Annotated in this window: 25 protein-coding genes; 15 read left to right on the plus strand and 10 right to left on the minus strand. The window is 71.1% G+C overall.

The genetic code is table 11. From position 1 onward, the window contains the following. Positions 1–72: 72 nt before the first annotated feature. The gene (locus ACIBG8_RS33060; protein ID WP_397346978.1) at positions 73–1,110 is read right to left on the minus strand and encodes a maleylpyruvate isomerase family mycothiol-dependent enzyme; all 1,038 of its coding nucleotides are present in this window, start codon (positions 1,108–1,110) and stop codon (positions 73–75) included. A gap of 13 nt (positions 1,111–1,123) precedes the next feature. Next, positions 1,124–1,951 (minus strand): hypothetical protein, encoded by an 828-nt coding sequence (locus ACIBG8_RS33065; protein ID WP_397346979.1) that lies wholly within the window; start codon positions 1,949–1,951, stop codon positions 1,124–1,126. Between the two features lie 132 nt (positions 1,952–2,083). On the opposite strand from ACIBG8_RS33065, the gene ACIBG8_RS33070 reads away from it, so the two are divergent. Next, entirely contained in the window at positions 2,084–2,506 is a 423-nt protein-coding gene (locus ACIBG8_RS33070) for a hypothetical protein (protein ID WP_397346980.1), read from the plus strand. 350 nt (positions 2,507–2,856) lie between these two features. Here the strand turns inward: ACIBG8_RS33070 and ACIBG8_RS33075 are convergent, their stop codons facing one another. Together ACIBG8_RS33075 and ACIBG8_RS33080 are read right to left on the minus strand one after the other, a co-directional pair. After that, complete coding sequence (locus ACIBG8_RS33075; RefSeq protein WP_397346981.1) at positions 2,857–4,671, minus strand: ABC transporter ATP-binding protein; 1,815 nt, start codon at positions 4,669–4,671, stop codon at positions 2,857–2,859. Continuing rightward, positions 4,668–6,389 carry an ABC transporter ATP-binding protein gene (locus ACIBG8_RS33080; RefSeq protein WP_397346982.1) on the minus strand — a complete coding sequence of 574 codons (1,722 nt, stop codon included), beginning with the start codon at positions 6,387–6,389 and terminating at the stop codon, positions 4,668–4,670. Before ACIBG8_RS33080 ends, ACIBG8_RS33075 begins: the two co-directional genes overlap by 4 nt. A gap of 213 nt (positions 6,390–6,602) precedes the next feature. Here ACIBG8_RS33080 and ACIBG8_RS33085 point away from each other — a divergent pair, with 213 nt between their 5' ends. From ACIBG8_RS33085 to ACIBG8_RS33095, 3 genes are all read left to right on the plus strand, one after another. Next, positions 6,603–6,728, plus strand: a complete 126-nt coding sequence (locus ACIBG8_RS33085; protein WP_397346983.1) for a hypothetical protein — start codon at positions 6,603–6,605, stop codon at positions 6,726–6,728. Next, entirely contained in the window at positions 6,725–7,591 is an 867-nt protein-coding gene (locus ACIBG8_RS33090) for a DUF4331 domain-containing protein (RefSeq protein WP_397346984.1), read from the plus strand. The genes ACIBG8_RS33085 and ACIBG8_RS33090 overlap by 4 nt, the downstream gene beginning before the upstream one ends. Positions 7,592–7,685: 94 nt before the next feature. After that, positions 7,686–7,925, plus strand: coding sequence for a hypothetical protein (locus ACIBG8_RS33095; RefSeq protein ID WP_397346985.1), 240 nt, complete (start codon positions 7,686–7,688; stop codon positions 7,923–7,925). Positions 7,926–7,945: 20 nt separating this feature from the next. Here ACIBG8_RS33095 and ACIBG8_RS33100 read toward each other — a convergent pair whose 3' ends face one another. Further along, positions 7,946–8,446, minus strand: coding sequence for a GNAT family N-acetyltransferase (locus ACIBG8_RS33100; protein ID WP_397346986.1), 501 nt, complete (start codon positions 8,444–8,446; stop codon positions 7,946–7,948). Positions 8,447–8,497: 51 nt separating this feature from the next. On the opposite strand from ACIBG8_RS33100, the gene ACIBG8_RS33105 reads away from it, so the two are divergent. Further along, positions 8,498–9,430, plus strand: coding sequence for an ABC transporter substrate-binding protein (locus ACIBG8_RS33105; RefSeq protein ID WP_397346987.1), 933 nt, complete (start codon positions 8,498–8,500; stop codon positions 9,428–9,430). Here ACIBG8_RS33105 and ACIBG8_RS33110 read toward each other — a convergent pair. Then, positions 9,393–10,742, minus strand: coding sequence for an IclR family transcriptional regulator C-terminal domain-containing protein (locus tag ACIBG8_RS33110; RefSeq protein ID WP_397346988.1), 1,350 nt, complete (start codon positions 10,740–10,742; stop codon positions 9,393–9,395). The genes ACIBG8_RS33105 and ACIBG8_RS33110 overlap by 38 nt on opposite strands. Positions 10,743–10,808: 66 nt before the next feature. On the opposite strand from ACIBG8_RS33110, the gene ACIBG8_RS33115 reads away from it, so the two are divergent. From ACIBG8_RS33115 to pcaD, 7 genes are read left to right on the plus strand one after another with little or no spacing between them, the layout of a single operon-like run. Beyond that, positions 10,809–11,600 carry a CoA transferase subunit A gene (locus tag ACIBG8_RS33115; protein ID WP_397346989.1) on the plus strand — a complete coding sequence of 264 codons (792 nt, stop codon included), beginning with the start codon at positions 10,809–10,811 and terminating at the stop codon, positions 11,598–11,600. After that, the gene (locus ACIBG8_RS33120) at positions 11,584–12,315 is read left to right on the plus strand and encodes a CoA-transferase subunit beta (RefSeq protein ID WP_397346990.1); all 732 of its coding nucleotides are present in this window, start codon (positions 11,584–11,586) and stop codon (positions 12,313–12,315) included. Before ACIBG8_RS33115 ends, ACIBG8_RS33120 begins: the two co-directional genes overlap by 17 nt. Continuing rightward, on the plus strand, positions 12,312–13,469 hold the full coding sequence (locus tag ACIBG8_RS33125) for a thiolase family protein (RefSeq protein ID WP_397346991.1): 1,158 nt from the start codon (positions 12,312–12,314) through the stop codon (positions 13,467–13,469). Before ACIBG8_RS33120 ends, ACIBG8_RS33125 begins: the two co-directional genes overlap by 4 nt. After that, positions 13,470–14,204 carry a protocatechuate 3,4-dioxygenase subunit beta gene (gene pcaH, locus ACIBG8_RS33130; protein WP_397346992.1) on the plus strand — a complete coding sequence of 245 codons (735 nt, stop codon included), beginning with the start codon at positions 13,470–13,472 and terminating at the stop codon, positions 14,202–14,204. Beyond that, positions 14,201–14,755, plus strand: coding sequence for a protocatechuate 3,4-dioxygenase subunit alpha (gene pcaG, locus ACIBG8_RS33135; RefSeq protein ID WP_397346993.1), 555 nt, complete (start codon positions 14,201–14,203; stop codon positions 14,753–14,755). Before pcaH ends, pcaG begins: the two co-directional genes overlap by 4 nt. Continuing rightward, positions 14,742–15,821, plus strand: a complete 1,080-nt coding sequence (gene pcaB, locus ACIBG8_RS33140) for a 3-carboxy-cis,cis-muconate cycloisomerase (protein WP_397346994.1) — start codon at positions 14,742–14,744, stop codon at positions 15,819–15,821. The genes pcaG and pcaB overlap by 14 nt, the downstream gene beginning before the upstream one ends. After that, positions 15,821–16,903 (plus strand): 3-oxoadipate enol-lactonase, encoded by a 1,083-nt coding sequence (gene pcaD / locus ACIBG8_RS33145; RefSeq protein ID WP_397347821.1) that lies wholly within the window; start codon positions 15,821–15,823, stop codon positions 16,901–16,903. The genes pcaB and pcaD overlap by 1 nt, the downstream gene beginning before the upstream one ends. On the opposite strand, the gene ACIBG8_RS33150 is transcribed toward pcaD, so the two are convergent. Further along, positions 16,893–17,435 carry a carboxymuconolactone decarboxylase family protein gene (locus ACIBG8_RS33150; protein WP_397346996.1) on the minus strand — a complete coding sequence of 181 codons (543 nt, stop codon included), beginning with the start codon at positions 17,433–17,435 and terminating at the stop codon, positions 16,893–16,895. The two genes, pcaD and ACIBG8_RS33150, sit on opposite strands and share 11 nt — an antisense overlap. A gap of 51 nt (positions 17,436–17,486) precedes the next feature. On the opposite strand from ACIBG8_RS33150, the gene ACIBG8_RS33155 reads away from it, so the two are divergent. Then, positions 17,487–20,165 carry an AAA family ATPase gene (locus tag ACIBG8_RS33155; RefSeq protein WP_397346998.1) on the plus strand — a complete coding sequence of 893 codons (2,679 nt, stop codon included), beginning with the start codon at positions 17,487–17,489 and terminating at the stop codon, positions 20,163–20,165. 49 nt (positions 20,166–20,214) lie between these two features. Then, entirely contained in the window at positions 20,215–21,135 is a 921-nt protein-coding gene (locus ACIBG8_RS33160) for an esterase/lipase family protein (RefSeq protein WP_397346999.1), read from the plus strand. On the opposite strand, the gene ACIBG8_RS33165 is transcribed toward ACIBG8_RS33160, so the two are convergent. Beyond that, entirely contained in the window at positions 21,132–22,247 is a 1,116-nt protein-coding gene (locus ACIBG8_RS33165) for a ferritin-like domain-containing protein (RefSeq protein WP_397347000.1), read from the minus strand. The two genes, ACIBG8_RS33160 and ACIBG8_RS33165, sit on opposite strands and share 4 nt — an antisense overlap. Before the next feature lie 81 nt (positions 22,248–22,328). Between ACIBG8_RS33165 and ACIBG8_RS33170 the strand changes: the two genes are divergently transcribed. After that, positions 22,329–22,958, plus strand: coding sequence for a TetR/AcrR family transcriptional regulator (locus ACIBG8_RS33170; protein ID WP_397347001.1), 630 nt, complete (start codon positions 22,329–22,331; stop codon positions 22,956–22,958). 48 nt (positions 22,959–23,006) lie between these two features. Here the strand turns inward: ACIBG8_RS33170 and ACIBG8_RS33175 are convergent, their stop codons facing one another. Both ACIBG8_RS33175 and ACIBG8_RS33180 read right to left on the minus strand, forming a co-directional pair. Then, positions 23,007–23,513 carry a lytic transglycosylase domain-containing protein gene (locus ACIBG8_RS33175; RefSeq protein WP_397347002.1) on the minus strand — a complete coding sequence of 169 codons (507 nt, stop codon included), beginning with the start codon at positions 23,511–23,513 and terminating at the stop codon, positions 23,007–23,009. A gap of 337 nt (positions 23,514–23,850) precedes the next feature. Next, positions 23,851–24,258: a transglycosylase SLT domain-containing protein gene (locus tag ACIBG8_RS33180; protein WP_397347003.1), complete on the minus strand. Its 408-nt coding sequence runs from the start codon at positions 24,256–24,258 to the stop codon at positions 23,851–23,853. Between the last annotated feature and the right edge of the window lie 180 nt (positions 24,259–24,438).

Raw genomic sequence — 24,438 nt, forward strand, 5'->3', positions numbered from 1 at the left:
GGGCCTGCGCCGCCGCTGTCCTGGTATTCGAGGGGGCCGGCGTTCAGTTCGATGCCTTTGGTGTCCCCCTGGTCAGAAGGCGTAGTTGCGGAGGACGTCGAGGGCCAGCTTGCCGTACGGACCGCTTGCCTTCAGGGTCGAGTCCTTGCCTGCGAGGCGGCGGGCGCCTACGCGGCAGAATTCGGCGGCCGGGCCCACGATGGCTGAGGGGGCTTCTGGGTCGCCGAAATGCCAGTGGGAGCCGTCGGGGGCGGTGAGGTCGGCGTGGACGGGGCCGCCTTCTAGGCCTTCCACGGCGAAGGCATACGGCAGCGTACGGTGGCCGAGCCAGGCGATGTGGCGCAGCCGTTCTGTGTCTGGATAGGCGATTTCCAGGGGTTTGGTGATGTCGTAGGCGTGGGCCCAGTGTTCTGCCAGGCGGGTGGTGGCGAGGGTGGCGGGAGACAGGCTTCCGGCGATCCAGGGGAGCCGGACGCCCTTGGGGTGGGCTCGGAGGGCGGCGGGGGACTTGGTCGCCGCCGCCCGCCAGCGGGCCAGGATCTCGGCCGGGGGGACGTCTCGCTGGGCGGCCACCAGGTCGGCGGCGAACGCATCCACCCGCCCCGCCGTTCCCAGCGCCCCGGCCACCTCGACGCTGCCCGCAGGCTCTCCACCCCCGACGGCCCCGACACCTCCCGCGCTCCCGACACCTCCCGCGCCTTCTGCTCCCCCGACATCTCCCGCGTTCCCGGCGACCCCGGCGTCTCCCGCACCTTCTGCGGCGCCGACGCCTTCCGCGTTCCCGGCGACCCCGGTGCCTCGCGTACGCCCGACGTTTTCCGCGCTCCCGGCGACCTCGACCCCTTCTGCGGCCCCGGCGACCTCGGCCCCTTCCGCGCTTTCTCCGGGCGCAGCCTCTCCCGCGGGTGGGGTGTCCTTCGGGAGGCTCGCGAGTGCGAGGCCCGTGGCTGAGGCGACGGCTAACTCCTCGGTCTGGGCCAGGTGGAGGACGACGTCGGCGATGGTCCACCCCTCGGCAGCCGAGGGATGGGACCACTGCTCGTCGGAAAGGCCGGAAAGCACGGCGTCCAGCTGGGCGTACTCGGCGGCGAGATCGTCGAAGATGTCCATGCCGAACATTGTTCTACACAGGGATCAATCCCGCATCCACCACGGTCCTGCCGAAGGTTCTGGCGAGCTCGGCCAGTCGCTCCACCCCGTCGTCCCCCAGCACCCCGTAGGCGGGAAGCGCCAGGAGGTCGGTGCGCGCCTCGATGTGGGCACGCAGCCGGACGCCCTCGGGCGTGAGCCCCTCCGCGCCGAGCAGTCCCCGCGAACGCAACGACTCCTCGGCCCCCGCCCACCGCTCGCGCGGCCACCCGCGCGAGGCCTTGAGGAAGATCTCCCGCACGTCACCGCTGGCCGCGTGCATGACGAGCGCCTCCACCGGCCCGATCCCCTCGGACACCAGCGTCGCCACATGACCGTCCCCCCTGAACTCCCGCAGCAACGTCTGCGCGTGGAACAGGTCGAGCAGCGGCTCACCGGGCCAGTCCAGCGTGGCGTGCGCGGCGAAGAGCGGGCGCCCCTGGAGGTGTTCCGTCGCCGCGAGAGCCGCGCGGCGCGCCAGGCCGAGCGTCTCGGGCAGCGAGGGCAACGCGTCGACCCCGACCCTGCGCAGCGCGGCGCCCGCCGACTCCAGCCGTGCGGCCAGAATCTGGGCGGGCGTGGTGACCTCCCAGGCGTACGGCAGCGCCTGCCGTACAAGAGCTGGGTTGAAGTTGTAGAAGGTGGCGATCACCACTTCGGCGCTCGCGGTGCCGAACGCGGCGGAGCGGGAGGCGAAGTAGCCGGTCATGTCGCCGGTCAGCCCGAGGGCCGCGTAGGCCTTGGTGGCTTCGGGGACGAAGTAGATCATGCCGTGCACGGGTTCCAGACGACGCCAGGCGCGGCGCGCTACGCGGGGGTCCATCGATCAGTGACTCCTTACATACCAACCGGTATGTGAAGGTATCACGTAGGGATTCTGTTACCGAGCCTTTGTGTTGCGTGAAAGGGGGCACACTCGTAGTAGGCGGCGAAATCCCTACCGGGGGTGATCCTCGTGGACCAAGGCTTCAGCACCCGCCAGACGTGGCCCTTCGAGTGCCTGCACTGCTGGCACGTCTGGGAGGAAGAGTACGTGGTCCGTCACATGGCAGACGGACACGGTCACGAGCGCGAGATCTGGTACCGCGGCAGCGTGCCGGTGCAGCCACCCTGGTCGGGCTGCTGCTGCCCGCTGTGTGGCGGGTTCCGCGTCACGTCGTTCCCGTCCGGATACCTGTCGCATCATCCCGAGCTGAGACCGCACGTGCCGGTCGCGGCCGTGGAACCCGCCGAGAGCCCGGCCGTGGAGGTGGCGCGGCGGCAGCCCTTTCGGGTGGCGAGCGGGAATCGCCTGATGGCGGCGATCGGGCTGCCGGTGGTGGTGTTCGTGGGGTACGAGCTGTACATGAACCTCGTGCGGCCGATCCACCCGCACTGACCTCACGTACGGCTCGCGCCCAAGGGCCTCAGCACCGCCGTGCCCAAGCGCCCTCAGGACCTGAGGGACCTCACGCCCTGGGGGCCCGAAGTCGGTAGGTTCCGCGCGGCGTCGGAGGCGTTGAGGGGCCACAACTCCAGGGGGGACGGCCCTCCTAAAGGGCGGTGGCGCCCCTTGGTGACGGCGCGCCAAAAGCGAGCAGGGGTGCGACTCCGGTGGGGAGGGTGCGGGTCCAGTGAGGGCGCGGGTCCAGTGAGGGCGCGCCGCCGGTGAGGGCGCGCCTCCGTAGAAGGCGCGCCGCGAGCGGGTGTCGCGACCCCCCCACAGCGAGGGGTCGCGACGAAACCCCGCTAGCTCAAGCTTTCCAGCCAAGCATCGTGCATCCCCGCATACCGCCCCGAAGCCGCGATCAGCTGCTCCGGCGCCCCATCCTCCACGATCTCCCCACGCTCCATCACCAGCACCCGGTCCGCGATCTCCACCGTGGACAACCGATGCGCGATGATCAGCGCCGTCCGATCCGCGAGGATCGTCCGCAACGCCCGCTGCACCAACCGCTCACTAGGCACATCCAGCGAAGAAGTAGCCTCATCCAGGATCAACACCGCCGGATCAGCGAGAAACGCCCGAGCGAACGCGACCAGCTGCCGCTGCCCCGCCGACATCCGCCCGCCCCGCTTCCCGACCTCGGTCGCATACCCGTCAGGAAGATCGAGGATGAACTCGTGTGCCCCGATCGCCTTGGCCGCCGCGACCACCTCGGCGTGCGAGGCGGAAGGCCTGCCGAACCTGATGTTGTCGGCGACCGTACCCGAGAACAGGAAGTTCTCCTGGGTGACCATGACGACCGCCCGCCGCAGCGTAGCCTCGTCGAGGTCGCGCAGGTCGACCCCGTCGAGCAGCACCCGCCCCGCCGTAGGGTCGTAGAAGCGCGAGATCAGCTTGGCCAGCGTCGTCTTGCCCGCCCCCGTCGCCCCGACGAGCGCCACGCTCTGCCCGGCAGGGACGGTCAGGTCGAGCGACGGCAGGATCGGCCGGTCCTCGACGTAGGCGAACCTGACGCCCTCGAACCGCACCTTGCCCTTGGTGACCAGGGCGGAAGGGGTGCGCGGCTCGGGCACGGAGGGCTCCTCCTCCAGCACCCCGGACAGCTTCTCCAGCGCCGCCCCCGCCGACTGCAGCGTGTTGTAGAACTGCGAGATCTCCTGCATCGGCTCGTAGAACTGGCGCAGGTAGAGCAGGAACGCCGCGAGCACGCCCACGGTGACCTCGCCGTGCAGCGCCAGCCACCCGCCGTAGAGCAGCACGCCCGCCACGGTGATGTTGCCGATGAGCTTGATGCCCGGCATGAACACCGAGATCAGCCGCATGCTCCCGGCGTTGGCCTCGCGGTAGTCGTCGTTGAGCTGCTCGAAGATCTCCTGGTTGCGCGGCTCGCGGCGGAAGGCCTGCACGGCGCGGATGCCGGTCATCGACTCCACGAAGTGCACGATGACCAGCGCCACGGTCTCGCGGGTACGCCGGTAGACGATCGCGGACTGCCGCCTGAACCACCGGGTGAACAGCAGCAGGATCGGCAGCGGCAGCAGCGCGACCAGACCGAGCTTGACGTCGAGCACCAGCAGCAGCGCAGCCGTACCGAACATGGTCAGCACCGCGGTGACCAGCCCGTCGAACCCCGACTGGAGCAGCTCGGCGATGGCCTCGATGTCGGAGGTCAGCCGCGAGATGACCCGCCCCGAGGTGTATTTCTCGTGGAAGGACAGCGACAGCCGCTGGAAGTGGTCGAACACCCGGCGGCGCAGCTCCAGCAGGATGTCCTGGCCGATGCGACCGGACAGCTGCAGGAACGCCTGGCGCGTCAGTGCCTGCGTCAGAGCCATGCCGATGATCACGGCCACGACGGTGAGCAGCGTGCCGGGCCCCTGGCCGCGCGCCATCGGCGGGATGCCGGAGTCGATGCCGACCTTGACCAGGTAGGGGATGGCCAGGCCCGCCGCGTTGGACAGGACGATGATCGCCGTGAGCAGCGCGATCTGCTTCTTGTGCGGTCTGAGCAGGTCGCCGAGCAGGCGGCGGGAGCGCTCCCGCAGGAGGACGGTGATGTCCTCCGGCATGTCGTCCTTGTTCTCGGCGGCGACGCCTCTCCAGGTGGTGGTGGTCATCGGAGGGCTCCTTCCGAGGGGTCGAAGTCGGCGTCCTGGGCCAGCAGCTCGCGGTAGGCGGGCACCTCGGCCAGGAGCTCCTGGTGGCGGCCGACGTGGGTGATGGTGCCGTCGCGCAGCAGCGCCACCTTGTCGGCCAGCAGCACGGTCGAGGCGCGGTGCGCGACGACGATGCCGGTGGCCTCGCGCAGCACGTGCCGCAGCGCCTCCTCGACCAGCGCCTCCGTCTCCACGTCGAGCGCCGACAGGGTGTCGTCGAGGACGAGGATCTTGGGCTTGCTGAGTACGGCACGCGCCAGGGCGAGGCGCTGCCGCTGCCCGCCGGACAGCGACATGCCCTGCTCGCCGATGCGGGTGTCGAGCCCCCACGGCAGGTCGTAGACGAACGTCGCCTGCGCCACCTCCAGGGCCTCGCGCAGCTCCTCCTCGGAGGACTCGCGGTGCCCGAGCGTGAGGTTCTCGCGCACGCTCATCGAGAACAGCGTCGGCTCCTCGAACGCGGTGGCCACCACCTCCCGCAGCGCGGTCAGGCTGAGGTCGCGCACGTCGTGGCCGTCGACGACGACCCGGCCCGCCGTGACGTCGATGAGCCTGGGGACCAGCGCGGTGAGCGTGGTCTTGCCCGACCCCGTGGCCCCGACGACCGCGACGGTCTCGCCCGGCCGTACCTCCAGCCACACGTCGTGCAGGACGGGGCGGTCGGCGCCGGGGAAGCGGAACTCGACCCCCTCCAGCTTGAGGTGGCCGCGCGGCCGCTCGATCGTCTCCTCGCCGCCCTCGATGGAGGGAACGGTGTCCATGACCTCCATGACGCGGTCGGCCGAGGTCATCGACTCCTGGGCCATGGCCAGGATGTAGCCGAGGCTGGCGATGGGCCACACCAGCTGCAGCATCAGCGTGGTGAAGGCGACCAGGGTGCCGATCGTGAGGTTGGCACCGCCGACGGCGAGCGCGCCGAGCAGCAGCACCAGGGCGAGGGTGAAGTTGGGGATCACTTCCAGGAAGGTGAAGAAGCGGGCGGACAGCTTCACCTTGTCCATGGAGGTGGCGTAGACCTTGCGCGCGTTGTCGTCGAAGCTGTCGAAGACGTGGTGGCGGCGGCCGAACGCCTTGATCGTGCGGATCCCGATCGCCGACTCCTCGACGAGCGTGGCGAGGTCGCCCTGCTCGTCCTGGACCTGGCGGGAGATCTTGATGTACTTCTTCTCGAACCGCAGCGACGTCCACACGATCGGTACGGCGGAGGCCGCGACGAGCAGCCCGAGCGGCCAGTACATGTTCAGCAGCACGATGGTCACGGTCGTCAGCTGGATGACGTTCATGACCAGGAAGAGCATGCCGAAGCCGAGGAAGCGGCGGATCGTCGACAGGTCGGTCGTGGCCCGCGACAGGAGCTGGCCGGACTGCCACTCGCCGTGGAAGCTCATGGGCAGCCGCTGCAGGTGCTTGTAGAGGTCGTCGCGGATCTCGGTCTCGAGGCCGAGCACCGGGCCGATCTGCGACCACCGGCGCAGGAAGATCAGCAGCGCTTCCGCGACGCCGAGGCCGAGGGCGAGCAGGCCCAGGGGGAGCAGCGCGCCGGGGTCGCGCAGCGACACGGGGCCGTCGATGACTTCCTTGCCCACCAGGGGGAGGGCGATGCTGGTGCCGATGCCCAGCATGGCGGCGAGCCAGATGAAGACGAGTCTGGTCACGTGGGGGCGCAGGTAGCTTCGCATTCGCCACAGCGAGTTGGACCTGAGCCGGGTCGGTCGGGGATTGGGCAGGGGACGACTGGGGGTTTGAGTATCGGGAGGCATCACTTCCAGGCTAGCCCTCTTCTTCAACCTGTTTTCTGTCCCCCCGGCGGAAAGAAAACGTTTACGGAGAGTAGTCATTGGTAACGGTGATCTTGCTCGATCTTCGAAGCAAAAGACCCGTAGGGATCCCATATGAAGCGCATCGCCCTGATGACGGCCGCTGTGGTCGCATCGTTGTCGCTCGCCGCCCCGGCCATGGCCGTGTCCGACCCGCCGCCACCGCAGCCGGGCCCCGGCCTCTACCTCGCGCCCTGGTGAGGGACGGTTCCACCACGGGCCCCAGGGCAAGGACGGTCGCCGCGCTGCCCGGCGGCGGGCAGACGTACGCGGGCCAGGCGACCGACCCGTTCTTCTTCGACTTCAAGATCGCCGGGATGCTGCGGCTGGGGTTCGCGAGCCTGCTGCCCCAGACCGACCTGGGCCTGCAGGAGAACATCCAGACGCTGGCCATCCAGGTGCCCAAGAAGGACCTGGCGCTGAACGGTGACCCGGTGCGCAACCCGGTGATCGGCGTGACGACGGACGCGGGCCGTTCCACGGTCAGCCTGGCCGGTGGCGGCGGGAGCTACCGCCAGGTGTCCAGGATGGGCAACCCCAACTTCTGCGACGCGATCATTCCCGAGCAGGCGCCCCGCTACAACACGATGACGCCCGTGGAGGACAGGAGCCTGCTCGACGCGGTGCGCAGGCCGCGGCTGCCGCAGACCATCGCGCTCAGCTCGGGCAACACCGCCCCCGCCGAGCCGCGCACCGACCTCGAGGAGGTGTTCCTCACCGGGCTGACGGGCAAGCGGGGCGGGCCCATCGGCGTCGAGCTGAACTCGCAACTGCTCAACGCCGACGCCGACGCGGAGGCGTTCGCGCCGTCGGACGAACTGCGGCTCAACATGGCCACCCCGGTGACCGCGCGGCAGAACCGCTTCGGCGTCCTGGGCGGGGACCTCCAGGGGTTCCCCAACGGGCGCAGGCTCGGCGACGACGTCGGCGCCATCACCGTGCGCATGCTCATGGGGGAGCCGGCCGGTCCCGGCGCGCCCGAGCTCGGTGACAGCCCGGTCACCGGTCCAGGCACTCCGACGGGTGCGTCCTTCCCGTACGTGGCGCCCCCGCTCGGGCTCTAGGCCCGGCGCCCGCGGGCGGATACGTGGTTCTTACCCTGGGGAATCAGTGGTCACCCCGGATGACCGCGGCCGCACGCGGGCGCACAGTGAAGCCATGATGACCACGACAGACCTGGCCCAGGTGTTGTTCACCTCCCCGCTGCAGCCGTCGGACGACGTGACGCCCGACGCCGTCAGGACCGCCATCGACACCCGGCTGTGCGCGTGCGGAGGCGATGCCGCCGTGTGCGCAGCCACTGTGGCGCAGGAGGCCGGTGACCATCCGGACAGCTTCGCCGACCGCATGCGCTGGGCGCTGAACGCCGTGACCGCCGCCTACCGGCCGGCGGTGTGACGTGCGTCCGTGGTTCGCCGTCAGGGTCGTGACGGTTCGTCGTCCCAGTCGGGCCAGGTGACCGTCCCCGATTCCCAGTCGCGGCGCAGGATGGCGTAGCCGACCGCGTCGTACGGCGTGCCGTCCCTGCCCGGCCACGCGTCGCGGTAGTGCGACTCCTTCGCGTAGCCGCTCTTGCGGAACACCGCGCGCATCGCCGCGTTGTCCACGCGGGTGGTGCCCTCGATCCGGTTCACCCCGGGCAGCGAGGTGAACAAGTGGCCGGTGAGCCAGGCCACGGCCGCCGTGCCCGCGCCTTTGCCGCGCCAGGCCTGCCGTACCCGGAGGTCGAACATCGGGGTGTCGTCGCCGAGGTCCATCAGCTTGACCAGCCCGGCCCGCTCGCCGTCGGCGAGGATCCAGAACGCCTGGGCGTCGTCGGCCACCGTCGCGCTGGGCGCGCCGGCGTGGAAGGGCCAGTCGTCGGCAGCGAGGAACCCGGCCAGGTCGTCGTCCCGGGTGACCGGTATGAAGGCGAACACGCCCATTACCGTATCGTTGACCGGTGAGCTGACCACCCATACGTTCTCGATGTGAACCGATGTGCGCTGAGTGTCGGCGCTGTGGTGGTCCTGGTCCTGGCGGCCGGGTGCGGTTCGCCCACGGCGACGGCGAACGCGGTCACCGTCGGGGTGCTCCCCGTCGTCGACGTCGCGCCGATCTACCTCGGCAGGGCCAAGGGCTTCTTCGCCGCCAGGAAGATCGACCTGACCCTGGAGACGGCCAAGGCCGGCCAGGCGATGATCCCCGGCGTCCTGGACGGCCACTTCCACTTCGGCTTCTGCCCCGTCACCACGCTGATGGCCGCGCGGACCAGGAACGTCGCCGTCAAGGGGGTCGTGAACGGCGCGGCCTCCACGGGCAAGGAGGGCGCCGACTTCGGCGCGCTGGTGGTCGCCAAGGACAGCCCGATCAGGTCGGCCAGAGCCCTCGCCGACCGCAGGATCGCGGTCACCGCGCTCAAGGGCCTCGGCGACGTCTCGGTCAGGGAGTCGGTGCGCAAGGCGGGCGGCGACCCGGCCACCATCGACTTCGTCGCGACCGACGCGCCGCAGGCGGAGCTGGAGCAGGGGAAGGTCGACGCGGCCTGGCTGGTCGAGCCGTCCCTGTCCGCGGTCAAGGCCAAGGGCGGCAGGGTGGTCGCCTCCGCGTTCGTGGACGTGGCCAAGAACCTGACCGTCGGCCTCTACTTCACCTCGGCCAAGCTCCTCGACTCCGACCCCGACCTGGTCAGGCGGTTCACCGACGGCATGCTCGAGTCGCTGGCCTACGCCGACGCCCACCCCGAGGAGGTGCGGCAGGCCCTCACCGGCTACCTCAGGATCGATGACGCCACGCTGGAGGCGATGACGCTGCCCAGATGGCCGATAGTCCCCGACCGCCCCTCCCTGGAACGGCTCGCCGCCCTCGGGAAGAAGGACGGGCTCTTCACCACCACACCGAACCTGGACGACCTGCTGCCCTGACGGCTACGCGCAGGTCGGCCTCGATCGCGGCCGCCGCCGCGAGCAGGTTCGGCAGCAGCCCGGCGTCCATGGGCAGCCCCGCGTGCATGGCCACGTTGATCGCCGCCACGACCTCGCCGCCGCGCCCGCGCACCGGGACCGCGACGGACCGCAGCCCCTCCTCCAGCTCCCCGTCGACCAGCGCGTACCCGTCGCGCGCCACCTGGTCGAGCAGTTCGCCGAGCGCGTCGGGCGAGGTGACCGTGCGCGGGGTGAGCGCGCGTGGATGGATCCCGTCCAGGCGCCGGTCGGCGGGCAGCCCGGCCAGCAGCACCCGGCCCATCGCGGTGCAGTGGGCGGGCAGCCGGGTGCCGACCATGAGGTTGACGCTCATGATCCGCACGGTCGGCACCCTGGCGACGTACTGGATGTCGGGGCCGCACAGCACGGCGGCCGACGCGGACTCGTGCACCCGCGCGACCAGCTCCTCCAGGTGCGGCCTGGCGAGCTGCTCGAAGGTGAGCCTGGACAGCGGCGCGAACCCGAGGTCCAGCACGCGCGGCGTCGGCGCGAACAGCCTGCCTGAGGCGGCCACGTAGCCGAGGTGCTCCAGGGTGATCAGCGACCGCCTGACCGTGGCAGGGGCGAGCCCGGTCACCTGCGCCGCCCCGCTCAGCGTGCGCGGCCGGTCGAGCGTGGCCAGCACCGCCAGGCCGCGGGCCAGCGACTCGTTGGCCCCGGGACCGAGCGGCCCGCGCGGCTCCCACGCCGGCTCCTCGTCCTCGGCGTACGGCGCGGCCTCCATCTCGGCGACGGTCTCCTCAAGCCTCCTGCGTACGGCGGAGCCCAGCGGCTGCGCGCCGACCACGCTGACGACGACGCCGTCCGACGTGCACGCGGACACCGCGACCAGGCCTGGCTCGTCCAGGCAGACGATGTCACCGACCCCGAACGACGCGGACATCGCCCGCCGCGTCGCCGACCGGTACACCAGCCGCAGGCCGCCCCCGTCAGGCACCGCGAGCACGACGGACTCGTCCAGCTCGGTGGCCAGGCGCTCGGCGAGCGGCCCCAGGCGGGCGGGCACCCGGCACGCGGCCAGGTAGGCGTTGCCCAGCTCCATCAGCCGGGGCGCCATCGACGCTGCTCCGCCGTCCAGCCTGAGGTAGCCGAGCTGGGACAGCGTGCTGACCACCCGGTCGGCCGCCGAGCGGGCCAGGCCGGTCTCCCGCGCCAGCTCGCTGACCCGCCTGCGCCCACCGGCCGCCGCCAGCGCGCGCAGCACCGACAGGCCGCGGACGAGCGGGCCGACGACCTCCGGCGGCATTGACATGTCATATCTCCCAGGGACAGACTCTTTCTGCGAACTATAGTTCACCAGGCGAAAATTGAGAGGGTTATGGCGGACATCCGGACCCTGCCAGAAGCGGTGGCTGAGCTGATCCACGACGGCGACACGGTCGCGATGGAAGGCTTCACGCACCTCATCCCGTTCGCGGCGGCGCGCGAGGTGATCAGGCAGGGCATCACCGACCTGACGCTGGTGCGGATGACGCCGGACGTGATCTACGACCAGCTCATCGGCGCTGGCCTGGTCAGGAAGCTGGTCTTCTCCTGGGGCGGCAACCCGGGCGTCGGGTCGCTGCACCGCTTCCGCGACGCGGTCGAGCACGGCTGGCCGCGCCCGCTGGAGGTCGAGGAGCACAGCCACGCGGGCATGGCCAACCGCTACGTCGCGGGCGCGTCCGGGCTGCCGTTCGCCGTGCTGCGCGGCTACCGGGGCACGGGGCTCACCTCGGCGAGGACCGTGACCTGCCCGTTCACCGGCGAGGAACTGGCCGCCGTGTCGGCGGTCACCCCCGACGTGACCGTCATCCACGCCCAGCGCGCCGACCGCGCGGGCAACGTGCAGCTGTGGGGGCTGACCGGGGTGCAGAAGGAGGCGGTCCTGGCGGCGAAACGCTCGCTGGTGACGGTCGAGGAGATCGTGGACGCACTGGACCCGGTTCCCGGCGCGATCGTGCTGCCCACGTGGACGGTGACCGCCGTCTGCGAGGTGCCCGGCGGGGCGCACCCGTCGTACGCCGCCGGATACACCGTCCGCGACAACGGCTATTACCAGGAGTGGGACGCCATCTCCCGCTCACGCGACAGATTCACGGAGTGGTTGCGCGATGCAGTGGACGGCTGACGAGCTCATGGAGGTCAACGCCGCCAGGGCGCTGGCCGGGGCCAGGACCTGCTTCGTCGGCATCGGCCTGCCCAGCACCGCGGCCAACCTGGCCCGCCGTACGGTGAACAGGCACCTGGTGCTCATCTACGAGTCCGGGGCGATCGGCGCCAAGCCGGGCAGGCTGCCGCTGTCCATCGGCGACGGCGAACTGGCCGAGACCGCCGACGCGGTCGTGTCGGTGCCGGAGATGTTCAACTACTGGCTGCAGGCGGGGCGGATCGACGTCGGCTTCCTCGGGGCCGCGCAGCTCGACCGGTTCGCCAACATCAACACCACGGTCGTCGGGAAGACGCGGCTGCCCGGCGCGGGCGGAGCCCCGGAGATCGCGGCGAGCTGCGGCGAGGTGCTCATCGTGGTGCGCCACTCGCTGCGCGCCTTCGTGGCCGAGCTGGACTTCGTCACGTCGGTGGGGCACGGCTCAGGGCCGGGTGACCGTACGAGACTGGGGTTGCGCGGCAGGGGACCGACGGCGGTCATCACCGACCTCGGCGTGCTGCGCCCCGACCCGGCCACCGCCGAGCTCGTCCTGACCGCGCTCCACCCGGGCGTCACGGCCGAGCAGGTGCGCGCGGTCACCGGCTGGGAGCTCAAGACGGCCGACGCCGTCACCACCACCGCCGAGCCGACGGAGGCGGAGCTGCGGGTGCTCCGCGCACTCAAGGAGACCTCATGACCGTCTACATCGTCGACGCCGTCAGGACACCCATAGGCAAGTACGGCGGAGCCCTGGCGGGCGTGCGCCCCGACGACCTGGCGGCCCAGGTTCTGCGCAGCCTGCTCGACCGCTCGCCCGAGCTGGACCCGGCCGCGATCGACGACGTCGTCTTCGGCAACGCCAACGGCGCGGGCGAGGAGAACCGCAACGTCGCCAGGATGGCGGTGCTGCTGGCCGGGCTGCCGGTGACCGTACCGGGAGTGACGGTCAACCGGCTGTGCGCGTCCGGGCTGGAGGCGGTCGTCCAGGCGGCCAGGGCCATCGCGGTCGGCGAGGCGTCGATCGCGGTCGCGGGCGGCGTGGAGTCGATGAGCCGGGCGCCCTGGGTGCTGCCCAAGCCGTCGCGCGCCTTCCCCGCAGGCAACCAGGAGCTGGTGTCGACGACGATCGGCTGGCGGCTGGTCAACCAGCGCATGCAGCCGTCCTGGACGGTGCCCCTGGGTGAGGGCGCCGAGCTGATCGCCGACAAGCACGGCATCACCCGGGAGCAGCAGGACGCTTTTGCCCTCTCCAGCCACACGAAGGCGGTTGAAGGCTGGAAGGACGACCACATCATCACGATGGCGGAAATTTCGCGTGACGAGACGATCCGCGAGGACTCCTCGATGGAGGCGCTGGCCGCGCTGAAACCGGTCTTCCGTCCTGGCGGCACGGTCACGGCGGGCAACTCCTCCCCTCTGAACGACGGAGCCGCCGCCCTGCTCCTGGCCGACGAGGAAGGACTGCGCGCGATCGGCCGCGAGCCGCTCGCCCGCGTCGCCACCTCGGCCGTGACCGCCGTGGAACCCCAGTATTTCGGCCTGGCCCCCGTCACCGCCGTCAGGAAGGCCCTCGCCAGGGCAGGACGCGGCTTCGACGACCTGACCACGCTCGAACTCAACGAGGCCTTCGCCGCCCAGGCGCTCGGCTGCCTGGCCGAATGGCCGGAACTCGACCCGTCCCTCGTCAACCCGCACGGCGGCGCCATCGCCATGGGCCACCCCCTCGGCGCGTCTGGCGCCAGGCTCGCGGGTAGCGTGGCCCACCAGCTGGCCTCGGCGGGTTCCGGCGTCGGCGTCGCCACCCTGTGCATCGGCGTCGGCCAGGGCCTGGCCCTCGTCCTGGAGAGATGAATGAACACGCAGAGCGAGATCAGCGCGGAGATCGCCGCGATCAAGCCGGACCCGTCGCGGGACCATCCGGACCGCGACTATCCCCCCTACCGCAGCACCACGCTGCGCCACCCCAAGCGGCCGCTGGTCGTCGTCCAGGACCCGGACGCGGTCGAGCTGACCGGGCCGGTGTTCGGCGCGACCGACGTCACCGCGCTCGACCACGACCTGACCAGGCAGCACCAGGGCGAGCCGCTCGGCGAGCGCATCACCGTCTCAGGGCGGGTCCTCGACCGGCAGGGCCGTCCCGTGCGCGGGCAGCTCGTGGAGATCTGGCAGGCCAACGCCTCCGGGCGCTACCTGCACCAGCGCGACGACCACCCGGCGCCGCTCGACCCGAACTTCACCGGCGTCGGCCGCTGCCTGACCGGGCCGGACGGCGAGTACTCCTTCACCACCGTCAAGCCGGGCGCCTACCCGTGGCGTAACCACGTCAACGCCTGGCGACCGGCGCACATCCACTTCTCGCTGTTCGGCACCGCGTTCACGCAGCGCCTGGTGACGCAGATGTACTTCCCGAACGACCCGCTGTTCCCCTACGACCCGATCATGCAGTCGGTGACCGACGAGTCGGCGCGTCAGCGCATGGTCGCCACCTACGTGCACGACCTGTCGAAGCCGGAGTGGTCGCTCGGCTACCGGTGGGACATCGTCCTGGACGGGCCCACCGCCACCTGGATGGAGGAAGGCCGATGAACCCGACGCCCTCGCAGACCGTCGGCCCGTTCTTCGGCTACGCGCTGCCCGTTCCCGGCGGCGGCGACCTCGCGCCCGCAGGGCGCCAGGACACGATCACCGTCCACGGGTACGTCCTGGACGGGGCCGGGCAGCCGATCCCCGACGCGCTGCTGGAGTTCTGGCAGCCCGGCCCGGACGGCTCGCGCACCGGAAGGCCGGGCTCGCTGCGCCGCGACCAGGTCACCGGCGGCTACCTCGGGCGCAACGGGACGGACTTCACCGGGTTCGGCCGGGTGGGCACCGATCCCGACGGGCACTACACGCTGCGCACCCTGCCGCCTGGCGGCGTGCCGTACGTGTCCGTCGTGGTCTTCGCCCGCGGGCTGCTGCACCACCTGTACACCCGCGCCTACCTGAGCGACGGGCCTGACCCGCTGCTCGACAGCCTGGCGCCGGAGCGCAGGGCGACGCTGGTCGCCACGCTGGAGCGGGCCGGGGTTCACCGGTTCGACGTCCGGCTGCAGTACGACGGGGTGCATGAGGAGACGGTCTTCCTTGAGTTCCCCTGACCTCCTGTCACCGGCCGAGGCCTTCGCGGGAGATGAGGCATATGTCCGGGCGATGCTCGACGCGGAGGTGGCGCTGGCGCGCGCCCAGGCGTCGCTCGGCCTGATCCCGCATGAGGGCGCGATCGTGGAGGCGGCGGAACGGATCGGCGCCGATCTGCCCGCCTACGCCCGAGACCTGGCGCTGCGCGCCCGCTCTGGCGGCAACCCGGTGATCCCGCTGGTCGAGGACCTGCGCCGGGCGGCTCCGCACGCGCATCACGGCGCCACCAGCCAGGACATCATGGACACCGCGACCATGCTGGTCGTCTCCAGGGTGTTGCCCAGCGTGCTGTCCGACCTGTCGCGTACGGCGAGCGCTCTGAAACAGCTCGCGGAAACCCACCGCGACACTCCCATGGCCGCGCGCACCCTCACCCAGCAGGCCGTGCCCACCACGTTCGGGCTCAAGGCGGCCGGGTGGCGCGCCCTCGTGCTCGACGCGCACGCCAGGCTCTCGGCGCTCACCCTGCCCGCCCAGCTCGGCGGACCTGCGGGCACCCTGGACCCGGCGGTCACCGCCGCCTTCGCCGCCCAGCTCGGGCTGGCGGAACCGGCGCTGCCCTGGCACGTGCTGCGCACGCCGATCGCGGACCTCGCGGGCGCGCTGGCCTTCACCACGGGCGCACTCGGCAAGCTGGCCGCCGACGTGCTGGTGCTGTCCCGTACGGAGATCGGCGAGGTGAGCGAGGGCGTCGGCGGCGGTTCTTCGTCGATGCCGCACAAGTCGAACCCGGTCAGAGCCACCCTCATCGCCGCTGCGGCCAGGCAGACGCCCGCGCTGGCGTCCATCCTGTACGGCTCGCTGGTGGCCGAGGACGAGCGCCCCTCGGGGGCCTGGCACGCCGAGTGGGAGCCGCTGCGCCAGTGCCTGCGCCTGGCGGGCGGCGCGGCCCGCGACGCGGCCGAGCTGGCCGAGGGTCTGCGGGTGCACCCGGACCGCATGCGCGCCAACCTGAGGATCACCGGCGACACCGGCTCGGCGGGCGAGCTCACCGACCGGGCGCTCCGCCGTACGGAAGGGACATGATGCTCGACCACCGCGTCGACGGGCCGGACCACGCGCCGCCGCTGCTGCTCGGCCCCTCGCTCGGCACCACGCACGCGCTGTGGGACGCGCAGGTGCCCGCGCTGGCCCGCAGGCACCGGGTGATCCGCTGGAACCTGCCGGGACACGGCGGCACCCCTGCCACCCGCGTGACGGACGTGGGCGACCTGGGCAGGCTGGTGCTCGAGCTGGCCGACTCGCTCGGCGTCGAGCGCTTCTCCTACGCGGGCGTGTCGCTCGGCGGCGCGGTCGGCGCCTGGCTCGCCGCCCACGGTGAGCGGGTCGAGCGGCTCGCGCTCGTGTGCAGCTCGGCCAGGTTCGGCGAGCCGCAGGGCTGGCACGAGAGAGCGGCGCTCGTGCGCGAGCACGGCGTGGGACCGGTGGCCGACACCGCGGCCACCCGCTGGTTCACCCCGGGCTTCACCGGCGGCGAGCCGTTCGTGGCCGCGATGCGCACGGTCGACCCCGCCGGATACGCGGCCTGCTGCGATGCGTTGTCCACCTTCGACCTGCGCGACGACCTGGAACGGATCACCGCACCCACCGTGGTCATCGCCGGGCGAGAGGACCCCTCGACGCCCGTCGCGCACGCCAGGCAGCTGGCCGACGGCATCCCGGGGGCGAGCCTCGTCGAGATCCCGCACGCCGCCCACCTCGCGCTGGTCGAACAGCCCGAACGGGTGACCGCCGCGCTGCGCGAGCATTTCGAAGGCGCTGCCGGGATGCGGGTCAGGCGCGAGGTGCTCGGCGACGAGCACGTCGACCGGGCGATCGCCCGCACGACCCCGTTCACCGCCGACTTCCAGGACCTCATCACCCGCTACGCCTGGGGCGAGATCTGGACCAGGCCGGGGCTCGACAGGAAGACGCGCAGCTGCGTCACGCTCACCGCGCTCATCGCCCGCGGGCACCACGAGGAGCTGGCCATGCACGTGCGCGCGGCCCTGCGCAACGGGCTGACCCCCGACGAGATCAAGGAGGTCATCCTGCAGTCCGCGATCTACTGCGGCGTCCCGGCGGCCAACTCCGCCTTCGCCGTCGCCGACCGGGTGATCAATCCCTGACGCCGGGCTCCAGCTGCACGCCCAGCGAGTTCAGGGCGAAGGCGACCATCGTGTAGTGGCCGACGAGCATGGTCAGCTCGACGAGGTCCTCGGCGTCGAACCGCTCGGCGAGCGCCGCCCACGTGGTCTCGGACAGCCGGGAGTCGCGGTGCAGCTCGTCGGCCGCCCTGAGCAGCGTGGCGTCCTGGGCTGACCAGCCGGGCGCGTCCGGGCCCTCGGCGATCCGCTGCAACTCGGGCTCGGTGATCCCGGCGCGGGCGCCGATCCTGACGTGGTGTCCCCATTCGTAGGGGGCGCCGCAGTTGCTCGCCGTACGCAGGATGAGCAGCTCCCTGTCGCGCGCCCCCAGCCTGCCCTTCTCCAGGAGCTGGCTGCCGAACGGGAGCCACCTGGCGAACAGCTCGCGGTGCCGTACCAGGGTGGCGAAGATGTTGCCGACCTGCCCGCGGACGCGGAGCGGCTCGAGGAGGGCGCGGGTCTCGTCGTCCCATTCGGACTCGGCCAGCGGGGCCACACGCGGCTTTTGATCCACGCGGCGACGGTAACAGATACTTGCCTCCTTGACCGGTTGTCAGGAGGCCCGATGTTGCATGGACGCGACGCCGAGCAGGGCGAGATCGATCGGTTACTGGCGGCGGCCAGGACCGGGCGCAGCGGCGTCCTGGCGCTCACCGGCGAGGCGGGGATCGGGAAGTCGGCGCTGCTCGACCACGCGGCCGCGCGCGCCCCCGGCTGGCCGGTGCTCCGTACGGCGGGCGTCGAGTCGGAGGCCGAGCTGCCCTTCAGCGCCCTGCACCTGCTGTTCACCCCCGTGCGCGACCACGTGGCCAAGTTGCCCGAGGCGCAGGCGGCCGCGCTGACCGGCACCATGGGCGACCGGTTCCTGGTGGGGCTGGCCGCGCTCACGCTGCTGTCCGACCTGGGGCCGCTCCTGTGCCTGGTGGACGACGTGCACTGGCTCGACCGGGGTACGGCTGACGCGCTGCTGTTCGCGGCGCGGCGGCTCAACGCGGAGGGCATCGTGATGATCTTCGCGGGGCGGTCGGGACTCGGGGTGCCCGAGCTGGCCCTGGGCGGGCTGCCTTGTGACGCGGCGGAGGCGTTGCTGGCCGAGCGGGCGGCCGATCTGGCTCCGGAGGTGCGGCGGCGGATCATCGAGGAGGCGGGCGGCAATCCGCTGGCGCTGCTGGAGCTGCCCCTGTCGCTCACCCCGGCGCAGCGGGCTGGTCGGCTCAGCCCGCTGCCGTCCCTTGTCGACGCCGGGCCGCCGTCGGAGCGGGTGCGGCGGCTCTTCCACACCCAGATCGGGCGGTTGCCGGGCTCTGCGCGGACCGCGCTGCTGGTGGCTGCGGCCGACGACACGGGCGACCTCGACCTGGTGTTGCGGGCTGCCAGTCGTGTGGGTGCCGGGGCCGGTGACCTTGACGCGGCTGAGCGGGCGAACCTGATCGTGCTGGAGTCGGGTGGGCTGACCTTCAGGCATCCGCTGATCAGGACGGCCGCGTACCGGTCGGCCTCCTACTTCGAGCGCATCGCCGCGCACAACGCCCTGGCCGCGGAACTCCAGGGCGTCACGCACGTCGACCGTCGCGCCTGGCACCGGGCGGCCGCCGCGACCGGGCCCGATGAGGACGTCGCCGACGAGCTGGAACGCACCGCGGAACGCGCGCGCGACCGGCAGGCCACCGTCGCCGCTTCCGCTGCCTATGAGCGCGCCGCGGAACTCACCGCCGACCCGCCGCGCGCCGCGGACCGCCTGGTCTCGGCGGCCGAGCTGGCCATGCACGTGGGCCAGACCCAACGCGCGAGCGGCCTGACAGAGCGCGCCTCCGACCGGGGAGGGCAGGGCGTGCGGCTCGCTCGGGTGCGCGCGGCTGTCGAGTTCGAGTGCGGTGACCCCAGCGCGGCCGGTCGCATCCTCCTCGACGGGGCCAGGTGCGCGGCCTCGGGAGGCCCGGGTGCAGGGGCGGCGCGGGACCCTGGGGCGGCGGCGCAGATGCTGGCCGACGCGATCCGGCACGCGGCCTTCGGCGGGGATCGCGAGCTGGCCCGCGCCGCCGACACCATGCTCAGGGCGCTCGCGCTGCCGCCCGACCCCTCGGTGCGCACGCTCGCCCGCGGGATGGGGGTGGTCGCGCGGCTGATCGAGGGGCAGGCCGTACCCGACCTGTCCGCGGTCAGAGCCGTCACCGAAATGGCAGCGCGCTGGCCGCTGCCCGCCCTGGCCACCTCGCTCAGCCTGATGATCGGCGAGGAGGAGGCCGCGCACCGGCACGCGGACACGATGGTCGCGCAGTGCCGCGAGCGCGGCCTCGCCGGGCTGCTGCCCGAGGCGCTGACCCTGCTCGCGCAGGCCCAGATGCTGCGCGGCAGGCACGACGAGGCCAGAGCGTCGGCCGTCGAGGCGCTGGCCATCGCCGGCGACATCCGCCAGGCCCCCAAGGCGGGCCAGCTCAGCGGCGCGCTCGCCTGGCTGGCAGCGGCGGGCGGCGACACCGCGGGGTGCGCCGAGTTCGCCGCGCGGAGCGAGGACGTGGTGGCCGGACGGGCGATGGCCTCCTGGGCGCTGGGACTGTCGGAGCTGGGACACGGCAGGGCGTCCGCGGCCCTCGTCCACCTGACCGCGATCGAGCACACGTTCATCTGCCTGTACGCGGCGGCCGACCTGGTGGAGGCGGCCGTGCTCGGCGACAGGACCGACCTCGCCGCCCGCCCGGCCGGGCGGCTCGCGTCCTGGGCCGCGTCCACCCGCAGGCCGTGGACCGAGGCGGCGCTGTCCAGGACCCGGGGGCTGCTGTGCGGGGGAGAGGAGGCGGGGGAGCACTTCGCGCACGCCGTACACCTGCATGAGACGACCGCCGACCAGCCGTTCGAGCACGGGCGGGCCGAGCTGCTCTACGGCAAGTGGCTGCGCAGGCGTCGCCGTACGGAGGCCAGAGGGCACCTGAGGGCCGCGCTGGAGCGGTTCGAGGCGGTGGGCGCCGCGCCGTGGGCCGCACAGGCGCAGGCGGAGCTCCAGGCCACCGGCGTGGCCGGTCAGCCCAGGGGCGAGGGCCCGCTCGACCGGCTGACCCCGCAGGAGCGCCAGGTCGTACGGCTGGCCGCAGCGGGCCTGTCCAACAGGGAGATCGGCGCCCGCCTGTTCCTCAGCCCGCGCACGGTCGGCCACCACCTCTACAAGGCCTACCCGAAGCTCGGCGTCGCCTCCAGGACAGAACTCGGGCACTACTTAGAACACGTTCTGGAAAGACCTATGACCTGATCGCCGCCGACCGATTCGGCGATGATCGCCGCGGATCTACGGTGCTCGCATGCAGAGGCTCCCCAGATTACTCATCGCCCTCGGCCTGCTCCTCACCTCCCTCGTCGCCACCGCCCAGCCCGGCTCGGCCGCCGCCGCGCCGCCGCGCGCGGACGGCCACCGCATCACCCTGCTCGTGCACGGCTTCGACCGCGAGGCCGACCAGGACTGCGCCGGCGGCTGGAAGTCCGCCAAGGACCTGCTCCTGGCCAACGGCTGGACCGACGTCTACACCTTCGGCTACTACGGCGGCGACAAGAACTGCGACCTGAAGTTCGACGGCACCACCGACACCCGCATCCAGGAGGTGGGCCGCCAGCTCGCCTGGACCGTCTACTACTTCTACTCGGGGCGCGGCGTCGCGATCGACATCATGGCCCACTCCATGGGCGGGCTGGTCACCAGAGCGGCCATCGAGGGCGTCAGGAGGTACGGCGCGGCCGTCGCGGCGACCGATGTGTCCACTCTGAGCGCTTCGGCGTGGCCGAGCGGCTGGCCACCGTACCTCTACATCGAGGACGTCGTCACGCTCGGCACGCCGCACAAGGGCATCGACAGCATCCTCGGCGGCACCCTGTGCCCCTTCACCCACGAGCAGTGCAGCGACATGAAGGCCGGCAGCGGCTTCCTGAGCTGGCTCGGCGGGCTGAAGTCCTCGGCCATGGGCACCGACTACACGATCCTCGGCTCCGCCTACGACGACACCGTCGGTGACAACTCCTCGACCAAGGGCTTCGATTCCGATGTGAGCCACGTCGCGCTCTACTACAAGAACGCGAGCGGCGACACGATCAGCCACAGCGAGATGCGCACGGAGAAGTCGTCGGCCTACGACGCCAAGTGGCGCAACCTCGACAGCTCGGGACGCGGCTACTACAGCCCGCCCCTGATCCAGGGCATGTACGGGCTCTACAACCACATGATGTATTAGCCGTCGGCGCCCAGCGCGATGGTGGCCTCGACTTCCTCGTGCCGCTCCGCCTCTTCCTCGGCGAAGCGCTGGGCGTCCAGCTTGTCGGCGATGTCCTCGTCCTGCTTCATCAGCGCGTCCAGCGACTGGCCGGCCATGTCCAGGACGCCCATGTCGGCGTAGGCCTGCTGCAGGCGCGGCGACCACAGCCCGATGTCCTTCACGCACGGGACGATGCGGCTGAACAGCAGCGAGCGGAACAGCTTGAGGTACTCCGACTGGTCGACGGCGGTCATCGCCTCGTCGACCTCCGACCGGGACAGGCCGATCGTCTCCCACGTCTCCTTGCCGCGCAGCCGGTCGCGCATCAGGTAGCAGCCCTCGATGACGAAGTCCTCGCGCTCGCGCAGCTCGGTCTCCGACAGGTTCTTGTAGTAGTCGCGCAGCGCCATCCGGCCGAAGGCCACGTGCCTGGCCTCGTCCTGCATCACGTAGGCGAGGATCTGCTTGGGCAGTTCCTTGGTGGTGATGTCGCGCATCACGCCGAAGGCGGCCAGCGCCAGGCCCTCGATGAGCACCTGCATGCCGAGGTAGGGCATGTCCCAGCGCGAGTCGCTCAGCGTGGAGTCCAGCAGCGCCTTGAGGTGCTCGTTGATCGGGTAGGCCAGGCCCACCTTGTCCTGGAGGAACCGGGCGTAGGTCTCGGCGTGGCGCGCCTCGTCCATGGTCTGGGTGGCGGCGTAGAACTTCGAGTCGAGGTCGGGCACCGACTCCACGATCTTCGCCGAGCAGATCATCGCGCCCTGCTCACCGTGCAGGAACTGGGAGAACTGCCACGCCGCCCCGTGCAGGCGCACGTCGTTGCGGGTCTTGGCGTCCATCCTGTCCCACAGCGGCGTGCCGTAGATGGCGATGGTGTTGTCCGGGATGCCGAGCACGTTGTACGGATCGACCTCGAGGTCCCAGTCGATGCGCTTGGTGGAGTCCCACTGCTTGTCCTTGCCCTTTTGGTACAGGGAGAGCATGCGGTCCCTGCCGTCGTCGTACTCCCAGGTGAAACGGCTTGCGCCGGACATCTCCACATTCCAGGTGGAGAGCTCTGCGGGAATCGTGTAGAGGTCGTGCGTCGACATGCGGGCTCCCTCGGACGTACGCCGTACGTATCTGCCTTCGAGGCTTGCACGTACGGTGTACGTCCGTCAATACAATGGAGCATGCTCACGCGCCAGGCCATCGTGGCCACCGCCATCGACCTCATCGAGCGTGAAGGCGCGGACGCGGTCTCCATGCGCCGGATCGCGGCCGAGCTCGGCGTGGGCGTGATGTCCCTCTACAACCACGTGCCCAACAAGGACGCCCTGCTCAGCGAGGTCGCCGAGACCGTGCTCGCGCAGATCGAGTTCATCGACGACCCGGAGGCGCACTGGACCGACCGGGTCCGCATGCAGGCGCACGCCTTCCGGCAGATCGCCCACCACTACCCGCGCTGCACCATGGTCGTGGTCAGCCGCCAGCTGCACTCCGACGCCGGGCTGCTGCCCGTCGAGCGGGCGCTGTCCACGCTGCGCTCCGCCGGGTTCGACGGGCCTGACGCGGTACGGATGCTCCGCATGTTCATCGCGTTCATCGTCGGGTCGCTGCTGCGCGAGGTGGGGGTCACCCCGACGTTCGCGCCGAACCACAAGCGGATGGTCAGGGCCGAGGACGTCGACCCCGCGCTGTTCCCCACGGTCAGCGCGCTCGCGCCGCTGCTGGGGGCGTGCGACCACGAGTCGGAGTTCGCTTTCGGGGTGGAGTTGATGATCCAGGCGATGCTGGTGAAAAGCAGGGAAGGCACCCCGTAGGAGTGCCTTCCCCGTGTTGAGAAGCCGATCCTTCCCCTGATCGGCTGCTCAGTACCAGTTGTGGGACCTGAAGTGACCCCACGCGCCACACGGCCTGCCGTACCTGCTCTTGATGTACGTCAGACCCCAGCGGATCTGGGTGGTCGGGTTGTGCCGCCAGTCCCATCCAGCACCGGCCATTTTGCCGCCCGGTAGTGCCTGCGGAATTCCGTAGGCGCCCGATGAGCGGTTGTAGGCCCGATGGTTCCAGTTGCTCTCCCTGGTCCAGAGGCTGTCGAGGCAGCGGAACTGGTGGAAGGACCACGATCGCCTGACGACCAGGCCGAGCGCGATCTCCTTGTTCCTGCCCTTGGGCCGGTGGACCCTGACCTTCGGCCTGGCCTGGGTGTCCCAGGTGCCTTTCCTGACCACCACTTCAGGTCGGGCATCGCTTTCCCAGGTCCGCTGGTGGACCGCCCTGGTGGACTCGTCGTCCGCCCTGGCGACCGTCACAGTCCCGCCGCCGGTGAACGCCGTTGCGGCGATCACGATGGCGAGTGCGCGTTTGCTGTCCAAATCGATCCTTGCTGTCGGGTCACGTGCGGGCAGACGGCCGGTCCTGCTGCCATCCCTGCTCGCCAGCGTCCGTGGCTCGGACGAGGTGTGCCCGCGCGGCCTTTCCGGGATCTGGCACCGCCCGATGAGGCTGGGCGGCCCGGAAGGCCCGCGACGAGTTCTCTAGGCGGTGTTCTAGTACGGTCGCCCGCCGCGGGTGAGGCATCTCGCCACGCGTCAGACAGGTGTTTGCCCGATCGTTTCCGTCAGCAGGGGGTCTCGCGGGGGCGCGCTGGCCTGCCCCGGCGGGTGACCTACCCCTTTCTGGGGTCGTGCTGGATCTTTCATGGGGTTTGAATCAGTACCAGCCGTGTGACTGGAAATGAGCCCATGCTCGGCACGGCGCGGCGTATCTCTGCTTGATGTAACCCAGGCCCCATTCGATCTGGGTTCTGGGGTTGGTGCGCCAGTCGTTTCCGGCGCTGGCCATCTTGCGTCCGGGGAGGGCCTGGGGGATGCCGTAGGCGCCGCCGCTGTTGCCGGCGCGGTGGTTCCAGCCGCTCTCGCGGGTCCAGAGCTGGACGAGGCAGCGGTACTGCTGGGCGTTCCAGCCTCGGTGCGCGACCATCTTCCTGGCGATCGCCTTGTTGGCCTGGCTCCTGGCCTCTTGGGTTTCCTTGGCTTCTGCCTGCGCGGCCGTTGCGCTTCCCAGCCCGGACGCCACGAGGGCGGCGGTCAGGACGAGGGCTTTGGTACGGCAGTGCATGGGGGAGTCTCCAGCTGCTAGGGGACCTTCGGTGACCTTTCTGGGTGACTGGAGCACCATGCGGGACCTTTGCCCGAATAGCGAATTGACCAAGAAAAGATAGATCTTTTGGGGTATGCGACCGGTGCCGCTATTCAGGCCTTATGCCGGATATTGTGGAATGAGTCACAATTTGCCGGG

Origin of the sequence: Nonomuraea sp. NPDC050556, assembly GCF_044457355.1 — a bacterium.
In the GTDB taxonomy this organism is placed as follows: domain Bacteria; phylum Actinomycetota; class Actinomycetes; order Streptosporangiales; family Streptosporangiaceae; genus Nonomuraea.

What these genes read in the sequence shown, in the direction of transcription:
- ACIBG8_RS33060 (WP_397346978.1), bottom strand. Translation starts at nt 1,110, where the DNA reads ATGGACATCTTCGACGATCTCGCCGCCGAGTACGCCCAGCTGGACGCC.
- ACIBG8_RS33065 (WP_397346979.1), bottom strand. Translation starts at nt 1,951, where the DNA reads ATGGACCCCCGCGTAGCGCGCCGCGCCTGGCGTCGTCTGGAACCCGTG.
- ACIBG8_RS33075 (WP_397346981.1), bottom strand. Translation starts at nt 4,671, where the DNA reads ATGACCACCACCACCTGGAGAGGCGTCGCCGCCGAGAACAAGGACGAC.
- ACIBG8_RS33080 (WP_397346982.1), bottom strand. Translation starts at nt 6,389, where the DNA reads ATGCGAAGCTACCTGCGCCCCCACGTGACCAGACTCGTCTTCATCTGG.
- ACIBG8_RS33085 (WP_397346983.1), top strand. Translation starts at nt 6,603, where the DNA reads ATGAAGCGCATCGCCCTGATGACGGCCGCTGTGGTCGCATCGTTGTCG.
- ACIBG8_RS33095 (WP_397346985.1), top strand. Translation starts at nt 7,686, where the DNA reads ATGATGACCACGACAGACCTGGCCCAGGTGTTGTTCACCTCCCCGCTG.
- ACIBG8_RS33110 (WP_397346988.1), bottom strand. Translation starts at nt 10,742, where the DNA reads ATGTCAATGCCGCCGGAGGTCGTCGGCCCGCTCGTCCGCGGCCTGTCG.
- ACIBG8_RS33115 (WP_397346989.1), top strand. Translation starts at nt 10,809, where the DNA reads ATGGCGGACATCCGGACCCTGCCAGAAGCGGTGGCTGAGCTGATCCAC.
- ACIBG8_RS33120 (WP_397346990.1), top strand. Translation starts at nt 11,584, where the DNA reads ATGCAGTGGACGGCTGACGAGCTCATGGAGGTCAACGCCGCCAGGGCG.
- ACIBG8_RS33125 (WP_397346991.1), top strand. Translation starts at nt 12,312, where the DNA reads ATGACCGTCTACATCGTCGACGCCGTCAGGACACCCATAGGCAAGTAC.
- pcaH (WP_397346992.1), top strand. Translation starts at nt 13,470, where the DNA reads ATGAACACGCAGAGCGAGATCAGCGCGGAGATCGCCGCGATCAAGCCG.
- pcaG (WP_397346993.1), top strand. Translation starts at nt 14,201, where the DNA reads ATGAACCCGACGCCCTCGCAGACCGTCGGCCCGTTCTTCGGCTACGCG.
- pcaD (WP_397347821.1), top strand. Translation starts at nt 15,821, where the DNA reads ATGCTCGACCACCGCGTCGACGGGCCGGACCACGCGCCGCCGCTGCTG.
- ACIBG8_RS33155 (WP_397346998.1), top strand. Translation starts at nt 17,487, where the DNA reads ATGTTGCATGGACGCGACGCCGAGCAGGGCGAGATCGATCGGTTACTG.
- ACIBG8_RS33160 (WP_397346999.1), top strand. Translation starts at nt 20,215, where the DNA reads ATGCAGAGGCTCCCCAGATTACTCATCGCCCTCGGCCTGCTCCTCACC.
- ACIBG8_RS33165 (WP_397347000.1), bottom strand. Translation starts at nt 22,247, where the DNA reads ATGTCGACGCACGACCTCTACACGATTCCCGCAGAGCTCTCCACCTGG.
- ACIBG8_RS33170 (WP_397347001.1), top strand. Translation starts at nt 22,329, where the DNA reads ATGCTCACGCGCCAGGCCATCGTGGCCACCGCCATCGACCTCATCGAG.
- ACIBG8_RS33180 (WP_397347003.1), bottom strand. Translation starts at nt 24,258, where the DNA reads ATGCACTGCCGTACCAAAGCCCTCGTCCTGACCGCCGCCCTCGTGGCG.